Source organism: Pantoea sp. JZ2, from assembly GCF_035191405.1.
GTDB lineage: Bacteria > Pseudomonadota > Gammaproteobacteria > Enterobacterales > Enterobacteriaceae > Pantoea > Pantoea stewartii.
Window position 1 is genome coordinate 3386998 of sequence record NZ_CP045247.1, and the last position, 25481, is coordinate 3412478.

Genomic DNA, 25481 nt, shown 5'->3' on the forward strand with positions numbered 1-25481 from the left:
CGCTCTTTGCCGGAGAAAAACCATGTTTGATTCAGATACCGCTTACCAGGCACTGACCTCGCGTGATACGCGCTTCGATGGCGTGTTTTTTGTCGGCGTGACCTCAACCGGCATTTACTGTCGCCCGATTTGCCCGGTGAAAGCGCCAATGCAGAAAAACTGTCTGTTCTTCAACAGCGCTGAGGCGGCAGAGAAAGCGCATTTTCGCCCTTGTCTGCGCTGTCGTCCGGAGCTGGCACCCGGCAACGCCCCCGTGGACAACGCCCACCGCGTGGCCGACCGACTGGTGCAGCGCATTGAAGAGGGCTTGCTGGAAGCCCACAGCGGCCTGGATGCGATTGCTGCAGAGTTTGGCATCAGCGCCCGTCAGCTGCGGCGCATTGTGCAGCAGGAGCTGGGCGTCACGCCACTGGAGCTTAAACAGACACGTCGTATGTTGCTGGCTAAGCAGCTTCTGACCGAAACCACGCTGCCGGTAACCGAGATCGCTTACGCCAGTGGATTTGGCAGCTTACGGCGCTTCAATGACGTGTTTCAGGCGCGCTATCGCATGACGCCGGGCGCACTGCGCAAAAGCGGCAACCTGTCGCCGCAACCTGCAACGGACACAATGCGGTTACGCCTCAGCTATCGTCCGCCTTACGACTGGCAGGCGATGCTGGACTTTTTACGCCTGCGGTTAATGAACGACATTGAAGCCGTTGATGGTGAAACCTACCGCCGGACGGTGGCGCTGGGCGAATACCGGGGTTGGGTCAGCATTTCGCATCTTCCGGCAAAGCAGGCGCTCCAGGTGGAATTCACCCGCTCTCTCACGCCTGTGCTGCCTGCCCTGCTGCGTCGGCTGCGTGACCTGTTTGACCTGAATGCACAGCCGCAGCGCATTGCCGAACACCTGCAACAGGATCCCCTGCTGGCGCAAAGTATTCAGGATTATCCCGGCCTGCGTGTCCCCGGAGCATTTGACAGTGTCGAAATTGGCGTACGCGCCATCCTGGGCCAGCAGGTCACCGTTAAAGCCGCCACGACGCTCAGCAGCCGCTTTGCTCAGGCATTTGGTGAACCCTGCACCACGCCGTTCCCTGATCTGTCGCGCTATTCTGCGCAACCCCAGCGCATTGCCCAGGCTACGGTCGATGAGATTGCCCGCCTGGGCATTGTCAGTGCGCGCGCCAGAGCGATTCTGGCCTTTGCGGCCGCCTGTAACGAGGGCAGCCTGCGTTTCAATGCGACGCTTTCGCCTGACGACATCATGGCGCGCCTGGTGGCCTTACCGGGCATTGGCCCCTGGACCGCCCACTACATTGCCATGCGAGCGCTGCGCTGGCCGGACGCCTTCCCGAAAGAGGATATCGCCGTGCGCAATAATCTGGGGGGATTAACACCCAAAGCGGCAGACGCGCGCTCACAGGTATGGCGTCCCTGGCGCAGCTACGCCGTGATGCATATCTGGAAAAGCCTGTCACCGGCCAGTGCGAAGTAAGCAGCCCGTTGTCCTGAAAAGAAATATCACGCCTCGCCTCTAAACTCCTGGCCTGCTCAACCGATAACCAATTTGGCTTAACATCGTTGACATGGGCAGGAGGCAGAGGTCATGGGGTTGCGGTTAGAAAATACAAAAATTTCGCACAAACTCAGTTTAGGATTTGGACTCGTTTTGCTGTTGGTGGTGGGATCGGGCGCGGTAAGCATCGCGCGTTTTAAAACTATCCATGACGTTTATGAACAGAGCAACCTGATTTACGACATTAATATTGACGTGTTTCAGGCTAAGGTTAACCGGCTGAAACTGCTGTATGGCGATGAGAAAGCGGGGAAAGTGATGGCGGATTATATCGCCCATGCCGCTCAGCTGACACATGATGCCCAACAGTACCGATGGCTGCCCGAGGAGGAAACACAGCTCCAGGATATCGCCAGCCAGCTCAGCCACTTTCAGGCCAGCATCAGCGCAATGACCCAGGCCATGCAGTCTCTGGCAGAAACGGGTAAGCAGCTCGATCAGCGCAACATGCAGAGCCAGTCAACGCTGTACGAAGCGTTGATTAAAACCCAGATGACCGATGCCAGTGCACTGTTTCAGCAACTGCTTGCAATCAGCCAGTTGCGCGATCAGCTTCAGTTACTCCGTTATGATCCCGCTCATGCCAGCGCGATTCAGTCTCAGCTCACCCCGCAGGTCAACGCCATCCAGACCGCCCTCACCACCCTGCTACCGCAATTACCTCCCGATGCTCAGACGCAGCTCAACGCGCTGTGGAATGCAACCCTTGAGGTTAAGCAACTCAGTGAACGTTACGCGGCAGGCTTTCTGGCCCTCAGTCAGGCGGAGAACGCGGTGAAGGTCGATGGCGATAAGAGCAGTGCTATCCTCAAAACGCTTCTGCAGCAGATGAAGGTAGAAAACAGCGACCTGACCAGGAGTTCTGTTAACCTGACGCTGTTGACGGTTGGCCTTACTGTGCTGCTGGGCATGTTGATTGCCTGGCTGATTGGCCGACAGATTACTCATCCCGTCAGAAAGAATTTATGGCTGGCGGAGCGCATTGCTAAGGGCGATTTAAGCGCCGATATCAAACCGGCGGGCCGTGATGAGCTGGGCAAACTGGCTGGCGCGATGGGCGCGATGAATCAGCGTCTGCGGACAATGATTCTGGAGGTCCGCGACAGCGTGCTCACGCTGTCGCAGGCGGCGAGCAGTATTAACAGCGACAACCACACGCTCTCGTCACGCACAGAACAGCAGTCCGCCGCCGTGGTGCAGACGGCTGCCAGCATGGAACAGTTAACCGTTACGGTGAAGCACAACGCAGATAACGCGCGCCACGCCAGCCAGATTGCTGCTGAAGCGTCTAAAACGGCGGAGCAAGGCGGTGCCGCCGTCACGGAAGTCGTGCAAACCATGGGCGATATTTCTGCCAGCTCGAAGAAAATCGCCGAGATCACGGCCGTTATCGACAGTATTGCTTTCCAGACCAATATCCTGGCTCTGAATGCCGCCGTGGAAGCGGCACGCGCTGGCGAGCATGGCCGGGGGTTTGCGGTCGTCGCCAGCGAAGTACGTAACCTTTCGCAGCGCAGTGCGCAGGCGGCGAAGGATATCGATCAGCTGATCAGCGCATCGGTCAGTCAAATCGCGGAAGGCAATAACCGCGTTGCGCGCGCGGGCGAGAGAATGGGACAGGTAGTTCAGGCGATTTCCCGTGTGAATGACATCGTGGGTGAGATCTCTTCCGCCTCGGATGAGCAAAGCCGTGGCATTGAGCAGATTGCGCGTGCGGTCTCAGAACTGGACAGCACCACCCAGCAAAACGCCTCGCTGGTCTCTGCCTCTGCCCTTTCAGCCACCGCGCTGGAAGATCAGGCGCGCCGGCTTGAAACGCTGGTCAAACAGTTTAGCCTGGAACCCGGTCAGACAGCCGCACGCTAATCCGGCTGACGTATTACGCCCTATAAGCGCCTGTCGGGCGCTTTTTTTATGGCAGATGATTAGATCCGCCTGCGTGACGCCCGTTCGACGGCACGCTGCCGGACAGGAACAGTGCGGACGCAGGGTGTTGGGCCCTGACGGGAGTACGACAGATTTTGCGGGCCCGTAGGCCTCGCCCTGCGGGTGGATGCTGACGCATCAGCCTGAATCGCAACGCGATTCAGTCGAACCTGCTGCAGGTTCTCATCATGCACGTTTGACTGTAATGCCCCATAAACGAAAAGCGCGCCCGTGGGCGCGCTTTTCTGTATTGGTGGGTCGTGCAGGATTCGAACCTGCGACCAATTGATTAAAAGTCAACTGCTCTACCAACTGAGCTAACGACCCGCTCGGGGCTGACAACCGCTCAAACACATGCCTGCATGCTGCCTGAGAATAAGATGGTGGGTCGTGCAGGATTCGAACCTGCGACCAATTGATTAAAAGTCAACTGCTCTACCAACTGAGCTAACGACCCATCTTAATGGTTGTGAAGCAATACTGAAGGTTCTCTTGGGGAACAGCGTCCTGCGGGAGATGGTGGGTCGTGCAGGATTCGAACCTGCGACCAATTGATTAAAAGTCAACTGCTCTACCAACTGAGCTAACGACCCATCTTCAGGCTTGCCAGACACATTTGCAATGTGTCCCGGCAACGGCGGCATATATTACTGATTTACCGAGGTAGCGCAACCCTTATTTTCTGTTAAGGGGTTCAATTGCCTACCTTTCATGCGGCAAGACCAGAAATCCATCGATATCCGGTCAAACCTGCACAAATTACATACCAGACAAGCGTTTTTGTGCCTGCTTAGCAGATTCGGTGTTCGGGTAAAGTTTGATCACCTGCTGATAAACGGCTTTGGCTTTTGCCGTGTCGTTTTTCTCTTGCATGATCACGCCAACCTTAAACAACGCTTCAGCCGCCTTGGGGGATTTTGGATACTGCTTCACCACCGTGGCGTAATAATACGCTGCGTCGTCTTTTTTACCTTTGTTATAAAACAGCTGCCCCAGCCAGTAATTGGCATTCGGCTGATACGTCGAGTCCGGGTAACGCTTCACCCACGCCTGCAGCGCAGTGATGGCCTGATCGTACTGTTTTTTCTCCAGAATGAGCGCAACAGCAGCATTGTAATCGCTGTTAGCATCGCCACTCTGAACAGGCGCACTGCTGCCGGCTGCGGCCGCACCTGCATCGTTGCCCGCTGTCGCAGCGCCCGCAGCCGCATTGTCACCGGCACCCGCGGCAGGCTGACTGGCATTGCTGCTGTTATTGCTGCTCAGACTGTCGATCTGTTGATAGATCTGCTTCTGGCGCTCAATAACCTGATTCAGCTGATAGGTATTTTGCTGGATTTCCCCACGCAATGAGTCGATATCCCGCTGGTTATCACTCATCTGCTGCTGCAGTTGCTGCATCAGCTGTGCCTGGGCATTGGAGATTCTTTCGAGACTGGTGACACGGTCTTCGACCGAGCCGGAGCCAACGCTACTGATTGACGCTTGGGCATGAGCGGCCCAGGGGGCCGCTACGCCAATCAGTAACGACAGACTCAACAGGTGATGTCTGAAGTTACTAACCATGTGATTCTCTTAGTAGACCAGTACGGCACGACGGTTTTTAGCGTAAGCCGCTTCGTCGTGGCCCAGAACAGCTGGTTTCTCTTTACCGTAAGATACGATAGACATCTGATCCGCAGACACGCCTTTACCTTGCAGGTACATCTTAACGGCGTTAGCACGACGCTCGCCCAGGGCGATGTTGTACTCTGGCGTACCGCGCTCATCCGCATGACCTTCAATGGTCACTTTGTAAGACGGGTTGCTACGCAGGAAGTTAGCGTGCTGATCCAGCATCTGAGCGTAGTCAGGCTGAACATCGTATTTGTCCAGACCGAAGTAAACGATGTTGTTCTGTTGCAGCTGTTGCATCTGCAGACGCGCCTGCTCATCAGAAGACATGTTGCCGTTGTTCATACCAGAGTTAGCACCGTAAGCGCCGTCAGCACCTGCGCCAGACTGGTCGTTGTTGTTATTTTTGTGTGAGCTACACGCCGCAACTGCCATGATTGGCAGAGCCAGCATTAAACCCTTCAGTACTTTGTTCAGTTGCATTTGAAAATTCCCATTATTGTTTATTTTTTTGTAATGTCAGAAAGCTCAGACATTACAGGTACGGCGACCAGGCAGGAAATTTGACCTGTCCATCAGTTGCCGGAAGACGCGCTTTGAAACGACCGTCGGTTGAAACCAACTGCAACACAGAACCCATGCCCTGAGTCGAGCTGTAGATTACCATGGTGCCGTTTGGAGCCAGGCTCGGCGTTTCATCCAGGAACGTGTCCGTTAACGTTTGAACGGCTCCCGTTACCAGATCCTGTTTGGCGACGTGTTGAGCACCGCCACTGGTGCTAATCATCACCATTGATTTTCCATCACTGGCTACATCCGCATCCTGGTTCTGAGCGCCTTCCCAGGTAATGCGCTGTGATGCACCACCATTGATGCTGATTTTGTAGATCTGCGGCGCACCGGCCTGGTCAGAGGTATACGCCAGCGTCTGGCTGTCCGGGAACCAGGTTGGTTCAGTGCTGTTATAACGACCATCTGTAATCTGACGAATCTGCCCGGAGGCCAGGTCCATAACATAGAGATTCAGACTACCGGTTTTAGACAGGGCGAAGGCCAGCTTGGTGCCGTCCGGTGAGAAAGCTGGCGCACCATTGTGACGCGGGAATGAAGCGACCTGACGGACAGAGCCGTTAGACAAGGTCTGAATCACCAGCGCTGACTTGCCGCTTTCAAAGGTTACATACGCCAGTTTGCTGCCATCGGGCGACCAGGCAGGCGACATCAGCGGTTGCGGTGAACGGTGCACGACAAACTGGTTGTAACCGTCGTAATCGGCAACGCGCAGTTCATACGGGAACTGACCGCCGTTGGTCTGTACCACATAGGCGATACGGGTACGGAACGCCCCTTTAATGCCGGTCAGTTTCTGGAACGCCTCATCACTGACGGTGTGCGCCGCATAGCGCAGCCACTGTTTCGTAATTTTATAGGAGTTTTGCGCCAGCACGGTGCCTGGTGCACCTGCGGTATCCACCAGCTGATAGGACACCTGATAGCTGCCATCAGCATTCGGCTGAATCTGTCCAACAACCACGGCATCAATACCCAGTGCGCTCCATGCAGCAGGCTGCACTTCCTGAGCACTGGTCGGCTGCTGCGGCAGACGTGAACGATCAAGCGGGTTAAATTTCCCGCTGTTACGCAGGTCAGCTGCGACGATACCACCGATATCTTCCGGTGCCGCGCCTGGGCCAGACCATTTAAACGGAACCACACCGATAGGGCGCGCGCTGTTGACGCCCTGGGTGATTTCAATGCGAACCTCTGCATGCAGCACCGCTGCCCACAGCAGGATAAAAAAGCCTAACGTTACGCGAAGAGCTTGCTTCATTTTATCTCCCTTATCTGAACCTGAGTCCGCGATAATTGGCACTGTTCCTGAAAACCACGAGTACAACTAGAGTACGGCAAGCTAACCATAGATCAACCTGCCGCAGGTTACTGCATTATTGCGGTCTGAAACGCATCGGGGCGTTTTTAAACACTTCGTACACCGCTTGTGAAGGCGGTTTCGGAATATGTGCCTGCTTCGCCGCCGCGATAGCGGCCTGGCACAGCGCCGGATCGCCGCCTTCTGATTTAACATCAATCAGCATGCCATCAGGAGCAAGTTTAATACGTAAGTCACAGCTTTTGCCGCTATACAGGTCCGCATCGTAGAAACGGCTCTGAATTGCGCTGGTGATCTGCCCAAGATACGCATTCACATCTGCGCCAGAAGCACCCGCCTTCTTCTGATTACCCTGCCCTGCTGCTCCACCCGACGCGCCGCTTTTCGGTGCATTCTTACCGGACGCTAAGCCGCCCAGCAGGTCATCGACGTCGCTGTCATTGGCGGCATCAGCGGCCGCTTTCGCTTTCGCCTCGGCTTTTGCCTTCGCATCCGCTTTTGCTTTGGCAGCAGCTTTCGCTTTGGCGGCGGCATCCGCTTTTTCTTTGGCGGCCTTTTCTTTCGCTGCGGCGGCTGCTTTCTCTTTCGCTTCCTGGGCGGCTGCGGCTTTCGCTTCCGCTGCGGCTTTGGCTTCAGCCGCTTTCGCTTCTTTCGCGGCTTCCGCTTTAGCCTGTTTCGCCGCTTCGGCCTTAGCTTGTTTTGCGGCTTCGGCAGCCTCAGCTTTCGCCTGCTGCTCGGCCTGCTTCTTCGCTTCTGCGGCTGCGGCTTTCGCCTCTTGCTCAGCCTTCTTCTTCGCCTCTGCTGCGGCCTTCTTCGCCTCTTCCTGCGCCTTCATCTTTGCGTCTGCCGCGGCTTTCGCCTGTGCATCCGCTTCCGCTTTCGCATCGGCTTTGGCTTTCGCCGCGGCCGCTTCGGCGGCTTTCTGTTGCGCCTCGGCCTGTTTCGCTGCGGCTTCGGCGGCCTTCTGCTGTTCAGCCTGCGCTTTCGCCTGCTGTTTCGCGTCTTCCTGTGCCTGCAGTCGCTCTTTTTCCAGCTCTTTCAGCCGCTGCTGTTCAGCCGCTTGTTTCTGCTGAAGCTCTTCGGCCTGCTGCTGGGCCTGTTTCTGGCGCTGCTGCTCCGCACGCTGACTGTCGCTTTGCTGATTCTGCTGACGGTTATACTGTTCAACCACCGCACCGGGATCGACCATGACCGCTTCTATATCGCTACCGCCACCGCCGCCGCTGGCCTCAATGTGCTCATTAAACGAGCTCCATATCAGCAGGGCGATCAGCACGATATGCAGAATCACCGAAATGATTATCGCGCGCTTTAACTTTTCGTTTTGCTCGGTTGCCTTCGACACACTCGGTTCCCAAAAACGGTTCGACTTTAAATCGGCTGCGTCATCAAACCGACAGATTTAACCCCTGCCTGATGCAGCAGGTTCAGCGCCTTGATGATTTCATCATAAGGTACCTCTTTGGCACCACCGATCAAAAAGACGGTTTTCGGATTGGCTTCCAGACGACGTTGCGCTTCGCTAATCACCTGTTCTGGCGGCAACTGCGGCAAACGATCGTGATCGACGACCATGCTGTATTGTCCCACGCCGGACACTTCAACAATCACGGGTGGGTTATCATCACTGGAAACCGTCTTAGAATCTGTTGCATCGGGCAAATCCACTTCCACGCTTTGCGTGATGATGGGGGCCGTTGCCATAAAGATCAGCAGCAGCACCAGCAAAACGTCCAGCAGTGGAACGATGTTAATTTCCGACTTTAGCTCGCGGCGACCGCGACCACGCACTCGGGCCATCATTTACCTCTGTTTACTTAGCGCTGTCGCTGGAGAAAGCCTGACGATGCAGGATAGCCGTAAACTCTTCCATAAAGTTGTCGTAGCCCTGCTCCAGTTTATTGACGCGCTGGTTCAGTCGGTTGTACGCCATTACGGCAGGAATCGCAGCAAACAGACCGATCGCGGTGGCGATCAATGCTTCTGCAATCCCCGGTGCCACCATCTGCAGGGTGGCCTGTTTGACCGCCCCCAGGGCAATAAACGCATGCATAATCCCCCAGACCGTACCAAACAGACCGATATAAGGACTGATTGAGCCAACCGTGCCCAGGAAAGGAATGTGGGTTTCCAGCGCTTCGAGTTCGCGATTCATGGAAATGCGCATGGCCCTGCTCGCGCCTTCAACAGCCGCTTCAGGCGCATGATTATTCGCGCGATGTAAACGGGCAAACTCTTTGAAGCCGGCGTAGAAGATTTGCTCGGCACCCGCCAGCTCTTCACGACGTCCCTGACTTTCCTGATAGAGGCGAGACAGTTCAACGCCGGACCAGAATTTGTCTTCAAAGGCTTCAGCTTCCCTTCCCGCCGCATTCAGAATTCGCGTGCGCTGGATGATGATTGCCCAGGAGGCAATCGAAAAGCCGATCAAAATCAACATGATAAGTTTGACCAGAAGGCTCGCCTTCAGGAACAAATCAAGAACGTTCATGTCAGTCACTGCTTGAACTCCGCGACAATAGACTTGGGAAGCGCAATCGGCTTCATTAGGTGTGGGTTGATGCAGGCAATCAGGACCTCTGCCTCATTGAGCACTTTGCCTTCTGCGTTCACGATACGCTGGGAGAATGTCATCGTCGCCCGCGTCATTGATGTCACTTCGCTCTGGATCTCCAGAAGGTCATCAAGACGTGCCGCCGAAAGATAGTCCACCGTCATGCGCCGTACCACAAAAGCAACCTGCTGTTCTAACAGCGCCTGCTGATTGAAATGGTGCTGACGCAGCATTTCGGTACGTGCTCGTTCATAAAAAGCGATATAGCTGGCGTGATAAACCACACCACCGGCATCGGTATCTTCATAGTAGACCCGAACCGGCCAGCGAAACAGCGTTGTACTCACTCTACATCCCGGCCTCGTTTTAAACGTTGCTACTATACGCAAGACAATTAGGGTTGGGAATGGGCTGTCAGAGCCAGGAGAAAATAATTATCAGTTGGTTACAACCGGACGTCATTAATGGAGGTTTCTTGACCAGACGCTGAAGTAAACTCACGCGCCTGGGGTGAAGGGTGACAGGTCGTCAGCGATAAAAATGACTCAGCGCCCAGAAGAGTACCAGTAAGGCGGGCAATGGCGCAAAGAACGCACGCCAGCGTAAACGGCGCGGACGGAATCCGCTGCCGTGAATAACCCCCGTGCAGACCGCCCAAATCAGTACGATGCCCTGCCATAGCAGGATGCCTTCCGGGCGGGTTGCATAGCGCGCGGGGTCCCATAACAGGCAGCCGGCCAGCCATAAGGCGAGTATCAGAGAAAGGGCCCGGAGCGGGCCCTTATCCATCAGGCGATAACCTGTCTGAATGCCTGTGCGCATTACGACTGGCGTTCCGCGTCGGCGCTGTCTTCGATATGTTCTATCGCCAGCGCGGTGATGATGCCAAAGGCACAGGCCAGCAGGGTGCCGAGAATCCAGGCAAAATACCACATATGTCGTCTCCTTTATTAACAGAGTGCGTTACTGTTGCGCTCAACATGTTCTTTAGTGATACGACCAAACATTTTCCAGTAACACCAACTGGTATAGAGCAGAATAACCGGCACAAAAATTATCGCCGCGAAGGTCATTATTTCCAGCGTCAGCAAACTGGAGGTGGCGTCCCACATGGTCAGGCTGGTGCCGGGAACGGTACTGGACGGCATAATGAACGGAAACATCGCGATGCCGGCGGTCATGATGACGCAGGCCAGCGTCAGCGATGAGCAGAGAAACGCCCAGCCGCCCTTCTCTCCGCGCGAACACATTACGGTCAGTAAGGGCAACACCACGCCCAGAAGCGGGAATAACCACAACACAGGATGCTGCTGGAAATTCACCATCCAGGCCCCCGCTTCGCGCACCACGGTTTTCCCCAGGGGATTAGAAGCAGCGAAGTGATCAAGCGTGCTGGTCACCACATAGCCGTCAATACCGTACCTTACCCAGACGCCAGCCAGCGCGAAACACGCCATCATCACCAGCGCGGCAATCTGCGCCGTGATGCGTGAACGCAGGTGCAGTTCGCCCGTGGTGCGCATTTGCAGATAGGTCGCACCCTGCGTCAGTATCATGGCAACGCTCACCACACCGGCCAGCAGCGCAAAGGGGTTCAGCAACTGGAAAAAGTTTCCGGTGTAATACAGCCGCATGTACTCGTCGGCATGAAAAGGCACGCCCTGCAGCAGATTGCCAAAGGCGACGCCGATCACCAGCGGCGGGACAAAGCTGCCGATAAAAATGCCCCAGTCCCAGGCACCGCGCCAGCGTGCATCTTCGATTTTTGAGCGATAGTCAAAGCCTACCGGACGGAAGTACAACGAGGCCAGCACCAGAATCATCGCCACGTAGAAGCCGGAAAACGCGGCGGCGTACACCATCGGCCAGGCGGCAAACAGTGCGCCACCGGCGGTGATCAACCAGACCTGATTGCCGTCCCAGTGCGGCGCGATAGAATTGATCATCACACGACGCTCGGTATCGGTCCGGCCTAATACGCGCGTCAGCATCCCGACGCCCATATCGAAACCATCGGTGACGGCAAAGCCCACCAGCAGAATGCCGATTAGCAGCCACCAGACAAAGCGCAGAACTTCATAATCAAACATGGGGCTTCTCCTTATCCACGCACCGGCTGAGCGTTTTTAACGATCTGTTCATGGTGATAGCGCCCTGTTTTCAGGCTGCTGGGCCCCAGACGCGCGAACTTAAACATCAGGTACATCTCGGCCACCAGAAACAGGGTATACAGTCCGCAGATCAGTATCATTGAGAACAGGACATCGCCCACGGTCAGCGTGGAGTTCGCAATCGCGGTGGGCAGGACTTCCCCAATCGCCCAGGGCTGACGACCATACTCCGCCACAAACCAGCCCGCTTCTACCGCAATCCACGGCAGCGGAATGCCGTACAGTGCGGCTTTGAGTAACCAGCGCTGTTGACCAATGCGATTTCGAATCACACTCCAGAATGACAGTGCAATGACGCCGAGCAGCAGCACGCCGCAAAGCACCATGATACGGAACGCAAAGTAGAGCGGTGCGACGCGAGGAATCGAATCCTGCGTGGCCTGTTTAATCTGCGCTTCACTGGCATCCGACACGTTCGCGGTATAGCGTTTTAACAGCAGACCATAACCCAGGTCTTTTTTGCTGTGGTTAAAGGCATCGCGGACGGCCGGATCGGTATTGCCCTGTCGCAGTTCATCCAGCAGCGCGTAAGCCTTCATACCGTTACGAATTCGCACTTCGTGTTGCGCCAGCAGTTCTTTTAGTCCGGTCACCGGCGTATCGGTCGACCGCGTGGCAATGAGCCCTAGGAGATAAGGGATCTGGATCGCATACTTGTTGTGCTGTGCTGACTGATCGGGCACGCCAAAGAGCGTAAAGGCGGCCGGTGCCGGTTGGGTTTCCCATTCCGCTTCAATAGCGGCCAGCTTGGTTTTCTGTACGTCGCCCATCTCGTAACCGGATTCGTCACCCAGCACAATCACCGACAGCACCGCCGCCATGCCGAAACTGGCCGCGATGGCAAAAGAGCGTTTTGCAAACGCCATGTCACGGCCTTTCAGTAAATACCAGGCGCTGATGCCTAAAATAAACATGGCTCCTGTGGTATAGCCTGCCGCCACGGTATGCACGAATTTCACCTGCGCAACCGGGTTTAATACCAGCTCAGAGAAGCTCACCATCTCCATGCGCATGGTTTCAAAGTTAAACTCAGAGGCGATGGGGTTTTGCATCCAGCCATTCGCTACCAGAATCCACAGTGCCGACATATTCGAACCGATTGCGACCAGCCAGGTCACCGCCAGATGCTGCACTTTACCCAGGCGATCCCAGCCGAAAAAGAACAGGCCCACAAAGGTGGATTCCAGGAAGAAAGCCATTAAGCCTTCAATCGCGAGCGGCGCACCAAAAATATCGCCAACATAATGAGAATAATAAGACCAGTTGGTGCCGAACTGAAATTCCATTGTCAGTCCGGTGGCCACGCCCAAGGCAAAGTTAATACCAAACAACTTGCCCCAGAACTTGGTCATATCTTTATAGATTTGTTTACCACTCAGGACGTATACCGTTTCCATGATGGCCAGTAAAAACGCCATACCGAGCGTTAATGGCACAAACAGAAAATGGTACATCGCCGTCAAGGCAAACTGTAAACGCGACAGTTCGACGATATCTAGCATAAAAACTCCTTGCTCCTCGCATGAACGCCTGAGCCGTGTGGGCCGAATAAGCGTCAGGAACGACTGATTATTGATTCCAGTTTTATCATCGGCAGGTCATAACGCTGTGCGGCCTGAGATGAGGGAGTAGCGGTTAATCTAACCTGGTTAAACATCAACGCAGCGGCGTGGTTCAAACGCTTAACGGGGGATAAATAAAAATTGATGCTTTCCCGTATTTGAACAAACGTTTGTTTATTTTTTTAAAAGGCTGGATTGATGCAGCGCAATTTAAGCGCTTAACGGTAGGCTTTGCTAGCGGTAAAGTTTGTTATATATAAGGGGAAGTTGATCTGGAATAATGAAGCAAAGATAGAAATATGTTCTTAAGCGTTCTTTGTTAAGAAATTGTCTCTTATTAATTTTTAATTATAAAGAAATTTAACTTTGATCCCTTTTTAATAACTTAACGATCCGCGACGACGATGCGGTGGGCTGAATTCATCATAGCAAATAAACGGGGCAATACTTAAATTAATTTAATGGTTATTTCACGTTCTTATTCAATATCTAAAAACGGGCCTGAGGGCAGCGTATTTTTTAAGTGAGTGACAGGCAATCATCCTGCCTGCAATCCGCCCTGCCCGTCCGGCCAGCGCCCTTTTTTCACTACCCACGTTCGTGACCGGCCTTGTGGCTGTGTGGCAATGTTTTGCCAGCCATAAAAAAAGCCACCCGAAGGTGGCTTTTTCAGTGGATGCGATTACTTCGCTGGCAGAACGGCTTTAACAGCATCACCGATGTCAGCCAGGCTGCGTACGGTTTTCACGCCCGCCGCTTCCAGTGCAGCAAACTTCTCGTCTGCCGTACCTTTACCGCCGGCGATGATGGCGCCTGCATGGCCCATACGTTTGCCTTTCGGCGCGGTCACGCCTGCGATGTAGCCCACAACCGGCTTGGTCACGTGATCTTTGATAAAGGCAGCCGCTTCTTCTTCCGCGCTGCCCCCGATTTCACCGATCATAACGATCGCTTCAGTCTGTGGATCGTCCTGGAACATTTTCAGGATGTCGATGAAGTTAGAACCCGGGATCGGGTCACCACCAATACCGACACAGGTAGACTGGCCGTAACCGATATCGGTAGTCTGCTTAACGGCTTCATACGTCAGCGTACCTGAACGCGATACGATACCGACGCGGCCTGGCTGATGAATGTGGCCCGGCATGATACCGATCTTACATTCGCCTGGGGTGATCACACCCGGGCAGTTTGGCCCGATCATGCGAACGCCCGCTTCATCCAGCTTCATTTTCACGGTCAGCATATCCAGCGTCGGGATGCCTTCGGTGATGGTGATGATCAGCTTGATGCCGGCATCGATCGCTTCCAGGATACCGTCTTTACAGAACGGAGCCGGAACGTAGATGACGGTAGCCGTTGCGCCAGTGGCTTCAACCGCTTCACGCACGGTGTTAAACACCGGCAGCCCCAGATGAGTGGTGCCGCCTTTGCCTGGCGTCACACCGCCGACCAGCTGCGTGCCGTAAGCCAGCGCCTGCTCAGAGTGGAACGTCCCTTGTCCGCCGGTGAAACCCTGGCAAATGACTTTGGTGTTTTTGTCGATCAAAATGGACATTATTTACCCTCCGCAGCAGCAACAACACGCTGTGCCGCGTCTGTCAGACTGGTTGCTGCAATGATGTTCAGACCACTGTCCGCCAGTTTCTTAGCGCCCAGCTCAGCGTTGTTACCTTCCAGACGTACCACAACCGGTACGTTCACACCCACTTCTGCCACTGCACCGATGATGCCGTCTGCGATCAGGTCGCAACGCACGATGCCGCCGAAGATGTTAACGAAAACCGCTTTCACGGCGTCGTCAGACAGGATGATTTTGAAGGCTTCCGTTACGCGCTCTTTGGTCGCGCCGCCGCCGACATCCAGGAAGTTTGCTGGCTGACCGCCGTGGTGCTTAACGATGTCCATGGTGCCCATCGCCAGGCCTGCGCCGTTAACCATACAACCGATGTTGCCTTCCAGCGCAACATAGTTCAGTTCCCACTGCGTTGCGTGTGCTTCACGTGGGTCTTCCTGGCTTGGATCGCGCATTTCACGCAGCTCTGGCTGACGGAACAGGGCATTGCCATCGGCACCCAGTTTGCCATCCAGACAGATCAGGTCGCCCTGTTTGGTGATGACCAGCGGGTTGATCTCAACCATCGCCAGGTCACGTTCCAGGAACATGGTCGCCAGACCCATGAAAATTTTGGTGAACTGGCTGACTTGCTTGCCGGTCAGGCCCAGTTTGAACGCCAACTCACGGCCCTGATAAGGCTGAGGACCGGTCAGCGGATCAAGCGCCATTTTGTGGATCAGGTGCGGGGTTTCTTCCGCCACTTTCTCGATTTCCACGCCACCTTCGGTTGACGCCATGAAGATCACGCGACGCGTTGCACGGTCGACCACGGCCCCCAGATACAGCTCCTGATCGATGTCGGTCGCCGCTTCAACCAGAATCTGGTTTACCGGCTGGCCATTGGCGTCAGTTTGGTAGGTCACCAGACGTTTACCCAGCCAGTTTTCAGCGAAAGCACGGATGTCTTCTTTACTGTTAACTACCTTCACACCGCCCGCTTTACCGCGGCCACCGGCATGAACCTGACATTTAACTACCCACGGGCCTGCACCGATTTTCGATGCCGCTTCTTCTGCTTCACGTGGTGTAGTACAGGCGTAGCCGGTCGGTGCTGGCATGCCATACCGTGCAAACAGCTGTTTAGCCTGGTATTCGTGTAAGTTCATGATGTTCTATCCATTCAGATCTGAAAAGAGTATTGAGGTTGGGCACGCAACGCGTGCCCAGTGATGAATCAGACATCCAGCAGCAGACGCGCCGGATCTTCCAGCATCTCTTTCACTGCGACCAGATAGCCGACAGATTCACGACCATCGATCAAACGGTGATCATAAGAGAGCGCCAGGTACATCATTGGCAGGATCACAACCTGACCATTCACCGCCATAGGACGATCTTTAATGGCGTGCATGCCCAGGATTGCGCTCTGTGGCGGGTTGATGATTGGCGTTGACATCAGTGAACCAAACACACCACCGTTGGTGATGGTGAAGTTACCGCCCGTCAGGTCGTCAACCGTCAGCTTGCCGTCACGGCCTTTTACTGCCAGTTCTTTAATTTTCTTCTCGATGTCAGCCATGCTCAGCGCATCCACATCACGCAGAACAGGGGTCACCAGGCCGCGTGGGGTAGAAACGGCGATGCTGACATCAAAGTAGTTGTGGTAAACCACGTCTTCGCCATCAATTGAGGCGTTGACTTCAGGGTAACGCTTCAGCGCTTCCACCACGGCTTTAATGTAGAACGACATAAAGCCCAGACGCACACCGTGACGCTTCTCGAACGCTTCGCCGTACTGCTTACGCAGATCCATAATCGGCTTCATGTTGATTTCGTTGAAGGTTGTCAACATGGCGGTGCTGTTCTTGGCTTCCAGCAGACGTTCCGCGACGCGCTTACGCAGGCGCGTCATTGGCACACGTTTTTCGCTGCGGTTAGCCACAGGCTGCTGGGCAGGCTGCGCGTCAGATGCCGGTGCCGCGGCTTTGTCTGCCTGCGGTTTGTTCGCCAGATGTTTTTCAACATCTTCGCGCGTTAAACGTCCACCCACGCCGGTGCCTTTGATCTGTGAGGCATCAAGGTTGTGTTCGGCAATCAGACGACGAATCGCCGGGCTCAGCGCATCGTTGCTCTCTTCTTCCAGAGAAGCGGTCTGACGCTGGGCTGGTGTGGATTCGTTGCTGTCGACTTTCGCACTGCTTTCTTTGCCAGCGCTGTTGCCTTCTTTCAGGCGGCCGAGAATCTGACGAGAGGTAACGGTTGCCCCTTCCTCTTCCAGTACGGCTTCCAGCACGCCGTCCGCAGACGCCGGCACTTCCAGAACCACTTTGTCGGTTTCAATTTCGACGATGACTTCATCGCGACTGACTGCATCGCCTGGTTTCTTGTGCCAGGTTGCTACTGTGGCATCTGCAACCGATTCAGGCAGGTCGGGAACGAGAATATCTACGCTACTCATTATCTTTCCTTTTAATTAATTGACGTTCAGTGCGTCATTAACCAGGTCTTGCTGCTGTTGTTGATGTACGGACATATAACCCACGGCCGGTGAAGCCGATGCCGGGCGACCTGCATAACGCAGCGTTGCACCAAACGGTACCACATCACGGAAATGGTGCTGGCTACAGTACCAGGCACCCTGGTTCAGTGGCTCTTCCTGACACCAGACAAAATCCTGTACGTGGGAATACGCTTTTAACGCTTCCTGTACCGCCTGATGCGGGAACGGGTAAAGTTGTTCGATACGCACGATAGCGACATCGGTTTTTTCGTCTTTACGACGCTGTTCCAGCAGATCGTAGTAGACCTTACCGGAGCACAGCACGACGCGCTTGATGCCTTGCGGATCCAGATCGTCAATTTCGCCAATCGCTGGCTGGAAGCTGCCGTTTGCCAGTTCATCCAGCGAGGAAATCGCCAGAGGATGACGCAACAGCGACTTCGGTGACATCACCACCAGCGGACGGCGCATACCGCGCAGCGCCTGACGACGCAGCATGTGGTAAACCTGAGCCGGTGTTGAGGGTACGCAGACCTGCATGTTCTGCTCAGCGCAGAGCTGCAGATAACGTTCCAGACGGGCGGAGGAGTGCTCAGGGCCCTGACCTTCATAGCCGTGTGGCAGCAGCATCACCAGGCCACACATACGGCCCCATTTTTGCTCGCCGGAGCTGATGAACTGGTCAATCACCACCTGCGCACCGTTAGCAAAATCGCCGAACTGCGCTTCCCAAATGGTCAGCACGCGCGGCTCTGCGGTGGCATAACCGTATTCAAAGGCCAGCACGGCTTCTTCAGACAGGACGGAGTCCCAGACTTTGAATTCACCCTGACTGTTATGAATATGATGTAGTGGCGTGTAGGTTGAACCGTTGGTCTGATTGTGGATTACGGCATGACGGTGGAAGAAGGTGCCACGGCCGGAGTCTTCACCCGACAAACGTACCGGAATGCCTTCATCGACCAGCGTGGCGTACGCCAGATTTTCAGCCCCGCCCCAGTCAAACGCTTTCTCGCCTTCGGCCATCAGCTTACGATCATTATAGATCTTGGCGACGCGAGACTGGACTTCAATCTCTTCAGGGATCTGGCTGATACGCAGCGCCAGCTCCTTCAGACGCTTCATGTCCACCTGAGCCGGATAGGGTTCATCCCACTCGTGATTCAGATACGGTGACCACGTGAAGGAGTGCAGGCTCATCGGACGCCATTCTGGCACCACGCATTCGCCGGCATCCAGCGCATCACGGTACAGATTGACCATCTCGGTGGCATCTTCCTGCGACGCGACACCTTCGCTTTCCAGACGATCGGCGTAGATTTTACGCGGTGTGGGATGCTTTTTGATTTTCTGGTACATCAACGGCTGCGTGGCGCTTGGCTCATCCGCTTCGTTGTGACCATGGCGGCGATAGCACACCAAATCGATAAACACATCGCGTTTAAAGGTATTGCGATAGTCCAGCGCCAGTCGGGTCACAAAGGCCACCGCTTCCGGATCGTCCGCATTGACGTGGAAAATCGGTGCCAGCACCATTTTACCAATGTCAGTACAGTACGGTGTAGAACGCGCATCTTTCGGATTCGAGGTGGTGAAACCCACCTGGTTGTTGATCACGATACGCACGGTGCCACCGACTTCATAGCCGCGGGCCTGAGACATGTTCAGGGTTTCCTGCACCACGCCCTGACCAATGACCGCCGCATCACCGTGAATAGTGATGGGCAGCACTTTGTTGCTGACCGGCTCAGCCAGACGATCCAGACGGGCACGCACCGATCCCATGACCACCGGGCTGACAATTTCCAGGTGAGACGGGTTAAAGGCCAGCGCCAGGTGCACCAGACCGCCTTCGGTTTCGATATCCGATGAGAAGCCCATGTGATATTTCACATCACCGGTGCCCAGGTGTTCTTTATGTTTGCCTGAGAACTCGTCGAACAGATCCTGTGGCTTTTTACCCAGCACGTTAATCAGGACGTTGAGACGGCCACGGTGCGCCATCCCCAGCACCACTTCGCGGGTGCCGCTTTTACCTGCATGACGAATCATCTCACGCAGCATAGGCACCAGTGCATCACCGCCTTCCAGCGAGAAGCGTTTGGCACCCGGGAATTTTGCGCCCAGATATTTTTCAAGGCCTTCTGCCGCAGTCAGCTCTTTCAGGAAACCTTTTTTCTCTTCACCGCTGAACGAACAGTGGCCAGCACCGGATTCGAGACGCTGCTGAATCCAGCGTTTCTCTTCGGTGTTGTTGATGTGCATGTACTCTGCACCAATCGAACCACAGTAAGTCTGCTTCAGCGCCTCGAACAGATCGGCCAGCTTCATGGTTTCTTTGCCAATAGCAAAAGAACCTACGTTAAAGCTTTCCTGAAAATCGGCGTCGGTCAGATCGTGAAAAGCAGGGTCGAGATCGGCAACACGGTCCTGTTTCCACAGGCCAAGCGGATCCAGGTTTGCTTCCTGATGGCCGCGAAAACGAAACGCGTTGATCAGTTGCAGCACTTTCACTTGCTTGGAGTTGGTTGCCGGATCGGTGACTGAGGAGGTGTAACGAGATGCGTCTTTCGCCAGGCGACGGAAATATTCGCGGGTCGCGGAGTGGAACTGCTCAGGTTTCACTCCCGTGCCTGGTAACTGTTGGAACATCGAGCGCCACACTGCATCCACAGAGTCAGGATCGGTCAGGAAATCCTCATAGAGTTGCTCTATGTAAGACTGATTCGCGCCGGCCAGCCAGGAGGAGTCCAGCCAGGGCTTCATCGCGCTGTTCTGCATTGTGATCCCTTAAGCAATGTTATGCTTTATTGAGGTTTCATTTGTTGCCGCTTTCGCGGTTTGCCGTAGTGAGTTCAGCGATACGAGCACTGTGCGCAGCGCGCGCCCGGCCCGTAAGGGAACCTTTGTAAACGTGGTCGAAACCGCGTTTAAAGAGGCTTCCGTAAAACACCGGGAACCTGAGGTTCCCGGCTGTATCACTATGCCCCGCGTTGCAGCAGCATCGACTTGATATGGCCGATGGCGCGCGTGGGGTTAAGACCTTTAGGACACACGCTGACACAGTTCATGATGCTGTGGCAGCGGAACACGCTGAATGCATCGCTCAGATTATCCAGACGCGCATCGGTTTCGGTGTCGCGACTGTCAATAATGAAGCGGTATGCCGCCAGCAGACCCGCAGGCCCGATGAATTTATCGGGATTCCACCAGAACGACGGGCATGAGGTTGAGCAACAGGCGCAGAGAATACACTCATACAGGCCGTCCAGATGCTCACGCTCGCCCGGCGTCTGCAGATGCTCACGCGCAGGTGGGTTTTCACCGTTGTTCAACAAGAAAGGCTTAATTTTCTCATACTGAGTATAAAACTGACTCATGTCTACCACGAGGTCGCGCACCACAGGCAGGCCAGGCAGAGGACGAATCACAATCTTCTGCTTACCGTTGCCTAAGGCGGAAACCGGCGTAATGCAGGCCAGGCCGTTTTTACCGTTCATGTTCAGGCCATCTGATCCGCACACGCCTTCACGGCACGAGCGACGGAAAGCCAGCGTAGGATCCTTTTCTTTTAAACGGATCAACGCGTCCAGCAGCATCATGTCACGGCCATCTTCCGCTTCCAGGCTGTAATCCTGCATGCGAGGTTTATCATCGACGTCCGGGTTATAACGATAGATCGAAAATTCTAGTCTCATGATGATCTCCGCAATTAGTAGGTACGCGCTTTTGGCGGGAAGGCCGCACGCAGTTTCGGTTGCATGTTCACCTCACGGCGCGTCATGCTTTCCGTTTGCGGAACATAGAGGCTATGGCACAGCCAGTTCGCATCATCACGTTCCGGATAGTCGAAGCGGCTGTGTGCACCACGGCTTTCTGTACGGAAGTTAGCCGCAACCGCTGTGGCATAGGCGGTTTCCATCAGGTTATCCAGCTCAAGGCACTCGATACGCTGTGTATTGAAGTCGGGTGAACGGTCATCCAGACGCGCAGACTTCAGGCGCTCACGAATCACTTTCAGCTCTTCAAGACCTTCACGCATGGCATCACCTTCGCGGAAAACCGAGAAGTTGTTCTGCATGCAGCGTTGCAACGCTTTACGGATTTCAACCGGATCTTCACCCGTGGTGTTGTTCTCCCAGCGATTGAAGCGCGCCATGGCAGCATCGATGTTTTCCTGACTGGCTTCGCGCAGTTCGCCCTGCTCTTCCAGACATTCAAGCAGATGAACACCCGCCGCGCGACCAAAGACCACCAGGTCCAGCAGTGAGTTTCCGCCCAGACGGTTCGCGCCGTGAACAGATACGCAGGCGATTTCACCCACAGCGAACAGGCCCGGAATCACTTCATCTTCGCCCTGCGCATTGACGCGCAGCGCCTGGCCGGTCACTTTGGTCGGTACGCCGCCCATCATGTAGTGACAGGTTGGGATAACAGGAATCGGCTCTTTAATCGGGTCAACGTGCGCAAAGGTACGGGACAGTTCCAGGATTCCCGGCAGACGTGACTCCAGCACTTCGGCACCCAGATGGTCAAGTTTCAACTTGATGTGCGGGCCCCATGGACCATCACAGCCCCGGCCTTCACGAATTTCCACCATCATAGAACGGGCCACCACGTCACGACCTGCCAGGTCTTTGGCGTTTGGCGCATAGCGCTCCATGAAGCGCTCACCGTGTTTGTTCAGCAGATAGCCGCCTTCACCGCGGCAGCCCTCGGTGACCAGCACACCCGCACCTGCGATACCGGTTGGGTGGAACTGCCACATTTCCATGTCCTGCACCGGTACACCTGCGCGCAGCGCCATGCCAACACCGTCGCCAGTGTTAATGTGGGCATTGGTCGTCGACTGATAGATACGTCCTGCACCACCGGTCGCCAGAATGGTCGCCTTGGCTTTGAAGTAGACGGTTTCACCGGTTTCCATGCAGATAGCAGTACAACCCACAATCGCATCGTCGTCATTCTTGACCAGATCCAGTGCATACCATTCGGAGAAGATGGTGGTTTTGTTTTTCAGGTTCTGCTGATACAGCGTATGCAGCAGGGCGTGGCCAGTACGGTCAGCTGCCGCGGCAGTACGCGCCGCCTGCTCACCACCGAAGTTTTTTGACTGACCACCAAACGGACGCTGATAAACGCGGCCGTCATCAAGACGGGAGAAAGGTAAGCCCATGTGTTCCAGTTCCAGAATCGCTTCCGGACCGACGTGGCACATGTATTCAATCGCGTCCTGGTCGCCGATATAGTCGGAGCCTTTGACGGTGTCATACATATGCCATTCCCAGTTATCGTCATGGGTATTGCCTAGCGCAACGGTAATACCGCCCTGCGCGGATACCGTATGAGAACGGGTTGGGAACACTTTGGACAGCAGGGCGCACGTCTGGCCCGACTGGGAGATTTGCAGTGCCGCGCGCATACCCGCGCCACCTGCGCCGATCACCACGGCATCAAATTCTCTGACTGGTAACTTCATTTACACACCCCACACCACAACAAACCCATAAATTGCATATGACAACAGTGCCACCACGATAACCAGCTGTAACAGCAAACGCGCCGCCAGCGATTTCACGTAGTCCGTTAAGACCTGCCACATACCAATCCAGCCGTGGATCAGGATGGAAAACAGCGTCAGGAGCGTGAACACTTTTGTAAATGCTGAGGCAAAGAAGCCACGCCAGATGTCATACGTCAGCGTGTCTGTCATCACCACGAAACCGAGCATGTAGATGATGTAAAGCGTAATAAGGATTGCCGACGCGCGCAGCAACAGCCAGTCCTGAATGCCATTGCGACCCAACGCGGATGCATTGCTTACCATACGAGGACTCCTGCTAAGATTGAAAGCACGACAGTAATACCAAATGTCACCTGCGCAGAACGCTTACCTGCTTCGAGCGTTTCCGCCAGATAACCAAAATCCATTAACATATGACGTATCCCGCCCACCGTATGATAGGCCAACGCGGTCAGAATGCCCCACATGATAAACTTCACAAAGAAGCCGCTCATGATAGATGCCGCGTGCTGAAAACCTTCAGGAGAGGAGAGAGAAAGACCGAGAAGCCACAACAGGATGCCGAGAGCAACCAGAGTGATGACGCCGGAGACACGGTGGAGAATGGACGATATTGCAGTAACGGGAAACCGGATCGTCGAGAGATCCAAGTTGACAGGTCTTTGTTTTTTCACGGTTTTGCCCACACAGCTCTTTTTTATTTTGCTTCCTCCGGAAGACAGGCCCAAACCCGAAAAAAAGGTTCAGTCTTAATCCGTCACCAAAATAGCAACATCCAGTGTTAAATGACGTGGTACAAACGCTGGGTGGCTCCTGGTGTCAGGGTGTTCCGGAGACCTGGCCGGAAGTATAGGACGATCACATTCTGATTACAATTCCCCTACAAACTCTTTGGAGAATTTTCGATGGAACAGTGATCCCACTCACGTTTTTCACAATTCATACAAATTTAATTATCTGATTTGACAATAGTTCAACAATTCAGTTACAAACTAGTCCGATAAAATCCTATGATGCACAAAAGTTATGGGGATACACTTTCTCCTAAGCTGAAGTTATGTAACATTGTCGGTAACCGCTTTAAATACCATCAGGTTATTGGTTACAAAGAAGTTATGTCCTGACCGGATCTTTAACAACCGCGATATGCACATGTCACGGCTTTACATTTCCAGTGGAACGCGCCTCTCACTCTGTACCCTTCACTGCTTATAATGCAGAGTGACACCGTGAAGTACTGCCAAATTGCAACATGCACGCGTTTCAGGTGTCGAAAGATCCTTACCTGCCTAAGGCGCTATGGAGACGAAAATGACAGATAAAAAAGTGACGCTAACCCTATCAGATGAAACGTCCATTGAACTGGGTGTACTGCAAGGCACGCTGGGCCAGGATGTCGTCGATGTCCGTCAACTGGGTTCCAACGGCCTGTTTACCTTCGATCCTGGTTTCACGTCTACAGCGTCCTGCGAATCAAAAATCACCTTTATCGATGGTGATGAAGGCATTCTGCTTCACCGCGGCTTCCCTATTGACCAACTGGCTACCCACTCTAACTACCTGGAAGTGTGCTACATCCTGTTAAATGGTGAAGCCCCCACGAAAGCCCAGTTTGAAGAGTTTAAACAAACGGTTACGCGCCACACGATGATTCATGAGCAGATTACCCGTCTGTTCCACGGTTTCCGTCGTGATTCACACCCGATGGCGGTGATGTGCGGCGTGACCGGCGCACTGGCTGCGTTTTATCACGATTCGCTGGATGTAAACATCGAGCGCCACCGTGAAATCGCCGCTTTCCGTCTGCTGTCGAAAATGCCTACCATGGCAGCGATGTGTTACAAGTATTCAATCGGTCAGCCGTTCGTCTATCCCCGTAACGACCTCTCCTATGCCGGTAACTTCCTGCACATGATGTTTGCAACACCGTGTGAAGAATACAAGGTTAACCCTGTGCTTGAACGCGCCATGGATCGCATTCTGATTCTGCACGCCGATCATGAACAGAACGCCTCGACCTCTACCGTACGTACCGCTGGCTCGTCAGGCGCTAACCCGTTTGCCTGTATCGCGGCCGGTATTGCCTCCCTGTGGGGACCCGCACACGGCGGCGCGAACGAAGCCTGTCTGCGTATGCTTGAAGAGATCAGCACCGTCGAGCACATTCCTGAGTTTGTGCGCCGTGCCAAAGACAAAAATGACTCTTTCCGCCTGATGGGCTTTGGTCACCGTGTTTATAAAAACTATGACCCGCGCGCGACCGTTATGCGTGAAACCTGCCATGAAGTGCTGAACGAACTGGGCATGAAAGACGATCTGCTGGAAGTGGCGCTGGAACTGGAACACATTGCGCTGAACGACCCGTACTTCATCGAGCGCAAACTCTATCCAAACGTGGATTTCTACTCCGGTATCATCCTGAAAGCCATGGGCATCCCTTCGTCCATGTTTACCGTGATTTTCGCCATGGCGCGTACCGTTGGCTGGATCGCGCACTGGAAAGAAATGCACGACGAAGGCATGAAAATTGCCCGTCCGCGTCAGCTGTATACCGGTTACACCGAACGCGAGTTCAGCTCGAAGCTGGATAAATAAGCTGTCCGGCAACGGGCGGTAA

Annotated in this window: 22 protein-coding genes and 3 tRNA genes; 3 read left to right on the forward strand and 22 right to left on the reverse strand. The window is 54.5% G+C overall.

Annotation, left to right across the window (positions count from 1 at the left end):
* The first annotated feature begins 22 nt into the window (after window positions 1-22).
* Entirely contained in the window at window positions 23-1483 is a 1461-nt protein-coding gene (locus GC087_RS16250; protein WP_324028708.1) for an AlkA N-terminal domain-containing protein, read from the forward strand.
* Window positions 1484-1594: 111 nt separating this feature from the next.
* Complete coding sequence (locus tag GC087_RS16255) at window positions 1595-3430, forward strand: methyl-accepting chemotaxis protein (RefSeq protein WP_324028709.1); 1836 nt, start codon at window positions 1595-1597, stop codon at window positions 3428-3430.
* A 311-nt stretch (window positions 3431-3741) separates the two neighbouring features.
* Here GC087_RS16255 and GC087_RS16260 read toward each other — a convergent pair.
* From GC087_RS16260 to sdhC, 22 genes are all read right to left on the reverse strand, one after another.
* Window positions 3742-3817 (reverse strand) — tRNA-Lys (locus GC087_RS16260).
* Window positions 3818-3871: 54 nt separating this feature from the next.
* Window positions 3872-3947: transfer RNA gene (locus tag GC087_RS16265), tRNA-Lys, on the reverse strand.
* Window positions 3948-4007: 60 nt separating this feature from the next.
* A tRNA-Lys gene (locus GC087_RS16270) sits at window positions 4008-4083 on the reverse strand.
* A gap of 166 nt (window positions 4084-4249) precedes the next feature.
* A complete protein-coding gene (gene cpoB / locus GC087_RS16275; RefSeq protein ID WP_033739354.1) occupies window positions 4250-5056 on the reverse strand; it encodes a cell division protein CpoB in 807 nt (268 codons plus the stop codon).
* 9 nt (window positions 5057-5065) lie between these two features.
* Window positions 5066-5587, reverse strand: coding sequence for a peptidoglycan-associated lipoprotein Pal (gene pal / locus GC087_RS16280; RefSeq protein WP_006118469.1), 522 nt, complete (start codon window positions 5585-5587; stop codon window positions 5066-5068).
* Between the two features lie 52 nt (window positions 5588-5639).
* Window positions 5640-6935: a Tol-Pal system beta propeller repeat protein TolB gene (tolB, locus tag GC087_RS16285; protein WP_033739351.1), complete on the reverse strand. Its 1296-nt coding sequence runs from the start codon at window positions 6933-6935 to the stop codon at window positions 5640-5642.
* Between the two features lie 115 nt (window positions 6936-7050).
* The gene (gene tolA, locus GC087_RS16290; protein ID WP_324028710.1) at window positions 7051-8340 is read right to left on the reverse strand and encodes a cell envelope integrity protein TolA; all 1290 of its coding nucleotides are present in this window, start codon (window positions 8338-8340) and stop codon (window positions 7051-7053) included.
* 26 nt (window positions 8341-8366) lie between these two features.
* Window positions 8367-8795 carry a colicin uptake protein TolR gene (gene tolR, locus GC087_RS16295; RefSeq protein ID WP_006118466.1) on the reverse strand — a complete coding sequence of 143 codons (429 nt, stop codon included), beginning with the start codon at window positions 8793-8795 and terminating at the stop codon, window positions 8367-8369.
* 13 nt (window positions 8796-8808) lie between these two features.
* Window positions 8809-9495 (reverse strand): Tol-Pal system protein TolQ, encoded by a 687-nt coding sequence (gene tolQ, locus GC087_RS16300; protein ID WP_033739349.1) that lies wholly within the window; start codon window positions 9493-9495, stop codon window positions 8809-8811.
* Entirely contained in the window at window positions 9492-9896 is a 405-nt protein-coding gene (ybgC, locus tag GC087_RS16305) for a tol-pal system-associated acyl-CoA thioesterase (protein ID WP_006118464.1), read from the reverse strand. The genes tolQ and ybgC overlap by 4 nt, the downstream gene beginning before the upstream one ends.
* 181 nt (window positions 9897-10077) lie before the next feature.
* Window positions 10078-10371 (reverse strand): cyd operon protein YbgE, encoded by a 294-nt coding sequence (ybgE, locus tag GC087_RS16310; RefSeq protein WP_006118463.1) that lies wholly within the window; start codon window positions 10369-10371, stop codon window positions 10078-10080.
* Window positions 10371-10484: a cytochrome bd-I oxidase subunit CydX gene (gene cydX, locus GC087_RS16315; RefSeq protein ID WP_006118462.1), complete on the reverse strand. Its 114-nt coding sequence runs from the start codon at window positions 10482-10484 to the stop codon at window positions 10371-10373. Before cydX ends, ybgE begins: the two co-directional genes overlap by 1 nt.
* Window positions 10485-10499: 15 nt before the next feature.
* Window positions 10500-11639, reverse strand: coding sequence for a cytochrome d ubiquinol oxidase subunit II (gene cydB, locus GC087_RS16320; RefSeq protein WP_324028711.1), 1140 nt, complete (start codon window positions 11637-11639; stop codon window positions 10500-10502).
* Between the two features lie 11 nt (window positions 11640-11650).
* Window positions 11651-13222, reverse strand: a complete 1572-nt coding sequence (gene cydA / locus GC087_RS16325) for a cytochrome ubiquinol oxidase subunit I (RefSeq protein ID WP_006118460.1) — start codon at window positions 13220-13222, stop codon at window positions 11651-11653.
* Window positions 13223-13964: 742 nt separating this feature from the next.
* Entirely contained in the window at window positions 13965-14840 is an 876-nt protein-coding gene (sucD, locus tag GC087_RS16330) for a succinate--CoA ligase subunit alpha (protein WP_006118459.1), read from the reverse strand.
* On the reverse strand, window positions 14840-16006 hold the full coding sequence (gene sucC / locus GC087_RS16335) for an ADP-forming succinate--CoA ligase subunit beta (protein WP_006118458.1): 1167 nt from the start codon (window positions 16004-16006) through the stop codon (window positions 14840-14842). The genes sucD and sucC overlap by 1 nt, the downstream gene beginning before the upstream one ends.
* Before the next feature lie 68 nt (window positions 16007-16074).
* Window positions 16075-17298, reverse strand: coding sequence for a 2-oxoglutarate dehydrogenase complex dihydrolipoyllysine-residue succinyltransferase (gene odhB, locus GC087_RS16340; RefSeq protein WP_006118457.1), 1224 nt, complete (start codon window positions 17296-17298; stop codon window positions 16075-16077).
* Between the two features lie 15 nt (window positions 17299-17313).
* Window positions 17314-20121, reverse strand: coding sequence for a 2-oxoglutarate dehydrogenase E1 component (gene sucA / locus GC087_RS16345; protein WP_006118456.1), 2808 nt, complete (start codon window positions 20119-20121; stop codon window positions 17314-17316).
* A gap of 200 nt (window positions 20122-20321) precedes the next feature.
* Window positions 20322-21038, reverse strand: a complete 717-nt coding sequence (locus GC087_RS16350) for a succinate dehydrogenase iron-sulfur subunit (protein ID WP_006118455.1) — start codon at window positions 21036-21038, stop codon at window positions 20322-20324.
* A gap of 14 nt (window positions 21039-21052) precedes the next feature.
* Window positions 21053-22819, reverse strand: coding sequence for a succinate dehydrogenase flavoprotein subunit (gene sdhA / locus GC087_RS16355; RefSeq protein WP_006118454.1), 1767 nt, complete (start codon window positions 22817-22819; stop codon window positions 21053-21055).
* Window positions 22820-23167, reverse strand: a complete 348-nt coding sequence (gene sdhD / locus GC087_RS16360; RefSeq protein WP_006118453.1) for a succinate dehydrogenase membrane anchor subunit — start codon at window positions 23165-23167, stop codon at window positions 22820-22822.
* Complete coding sequence (gene sdhC, locus GC087_RS16365; RefSeq protein ID WP_033739345.1) at window positions 23161-23550, reverse strand: succinate dehydrogenase cytochrome b556 subunit; 390 nt, start codon at window positions 23548-23550, stop codon at window positions 23161-23163. Before sdhC ends, sdhD begins: the two co-directional genes overlap by 7 nt.
* A gap of 625 nt (window positions 23551-24175) precedes the next feature.
* Between sdhC and GC087_RS16370 the strand changes: the two genes are divergently transcribed.
* Window positions 24176-25459: a citrate synthase gene (locus GC087_RS16370; RefSeq protein WP_006118451.1), complete on the forward strand. Its 1284-nt coding sequence runs from the start codon at window positions 24176-24178 to the stop codon at window positions 25457-25459.
* Window positions 25460-25481 lie beyond the last annotated feature (22 nt).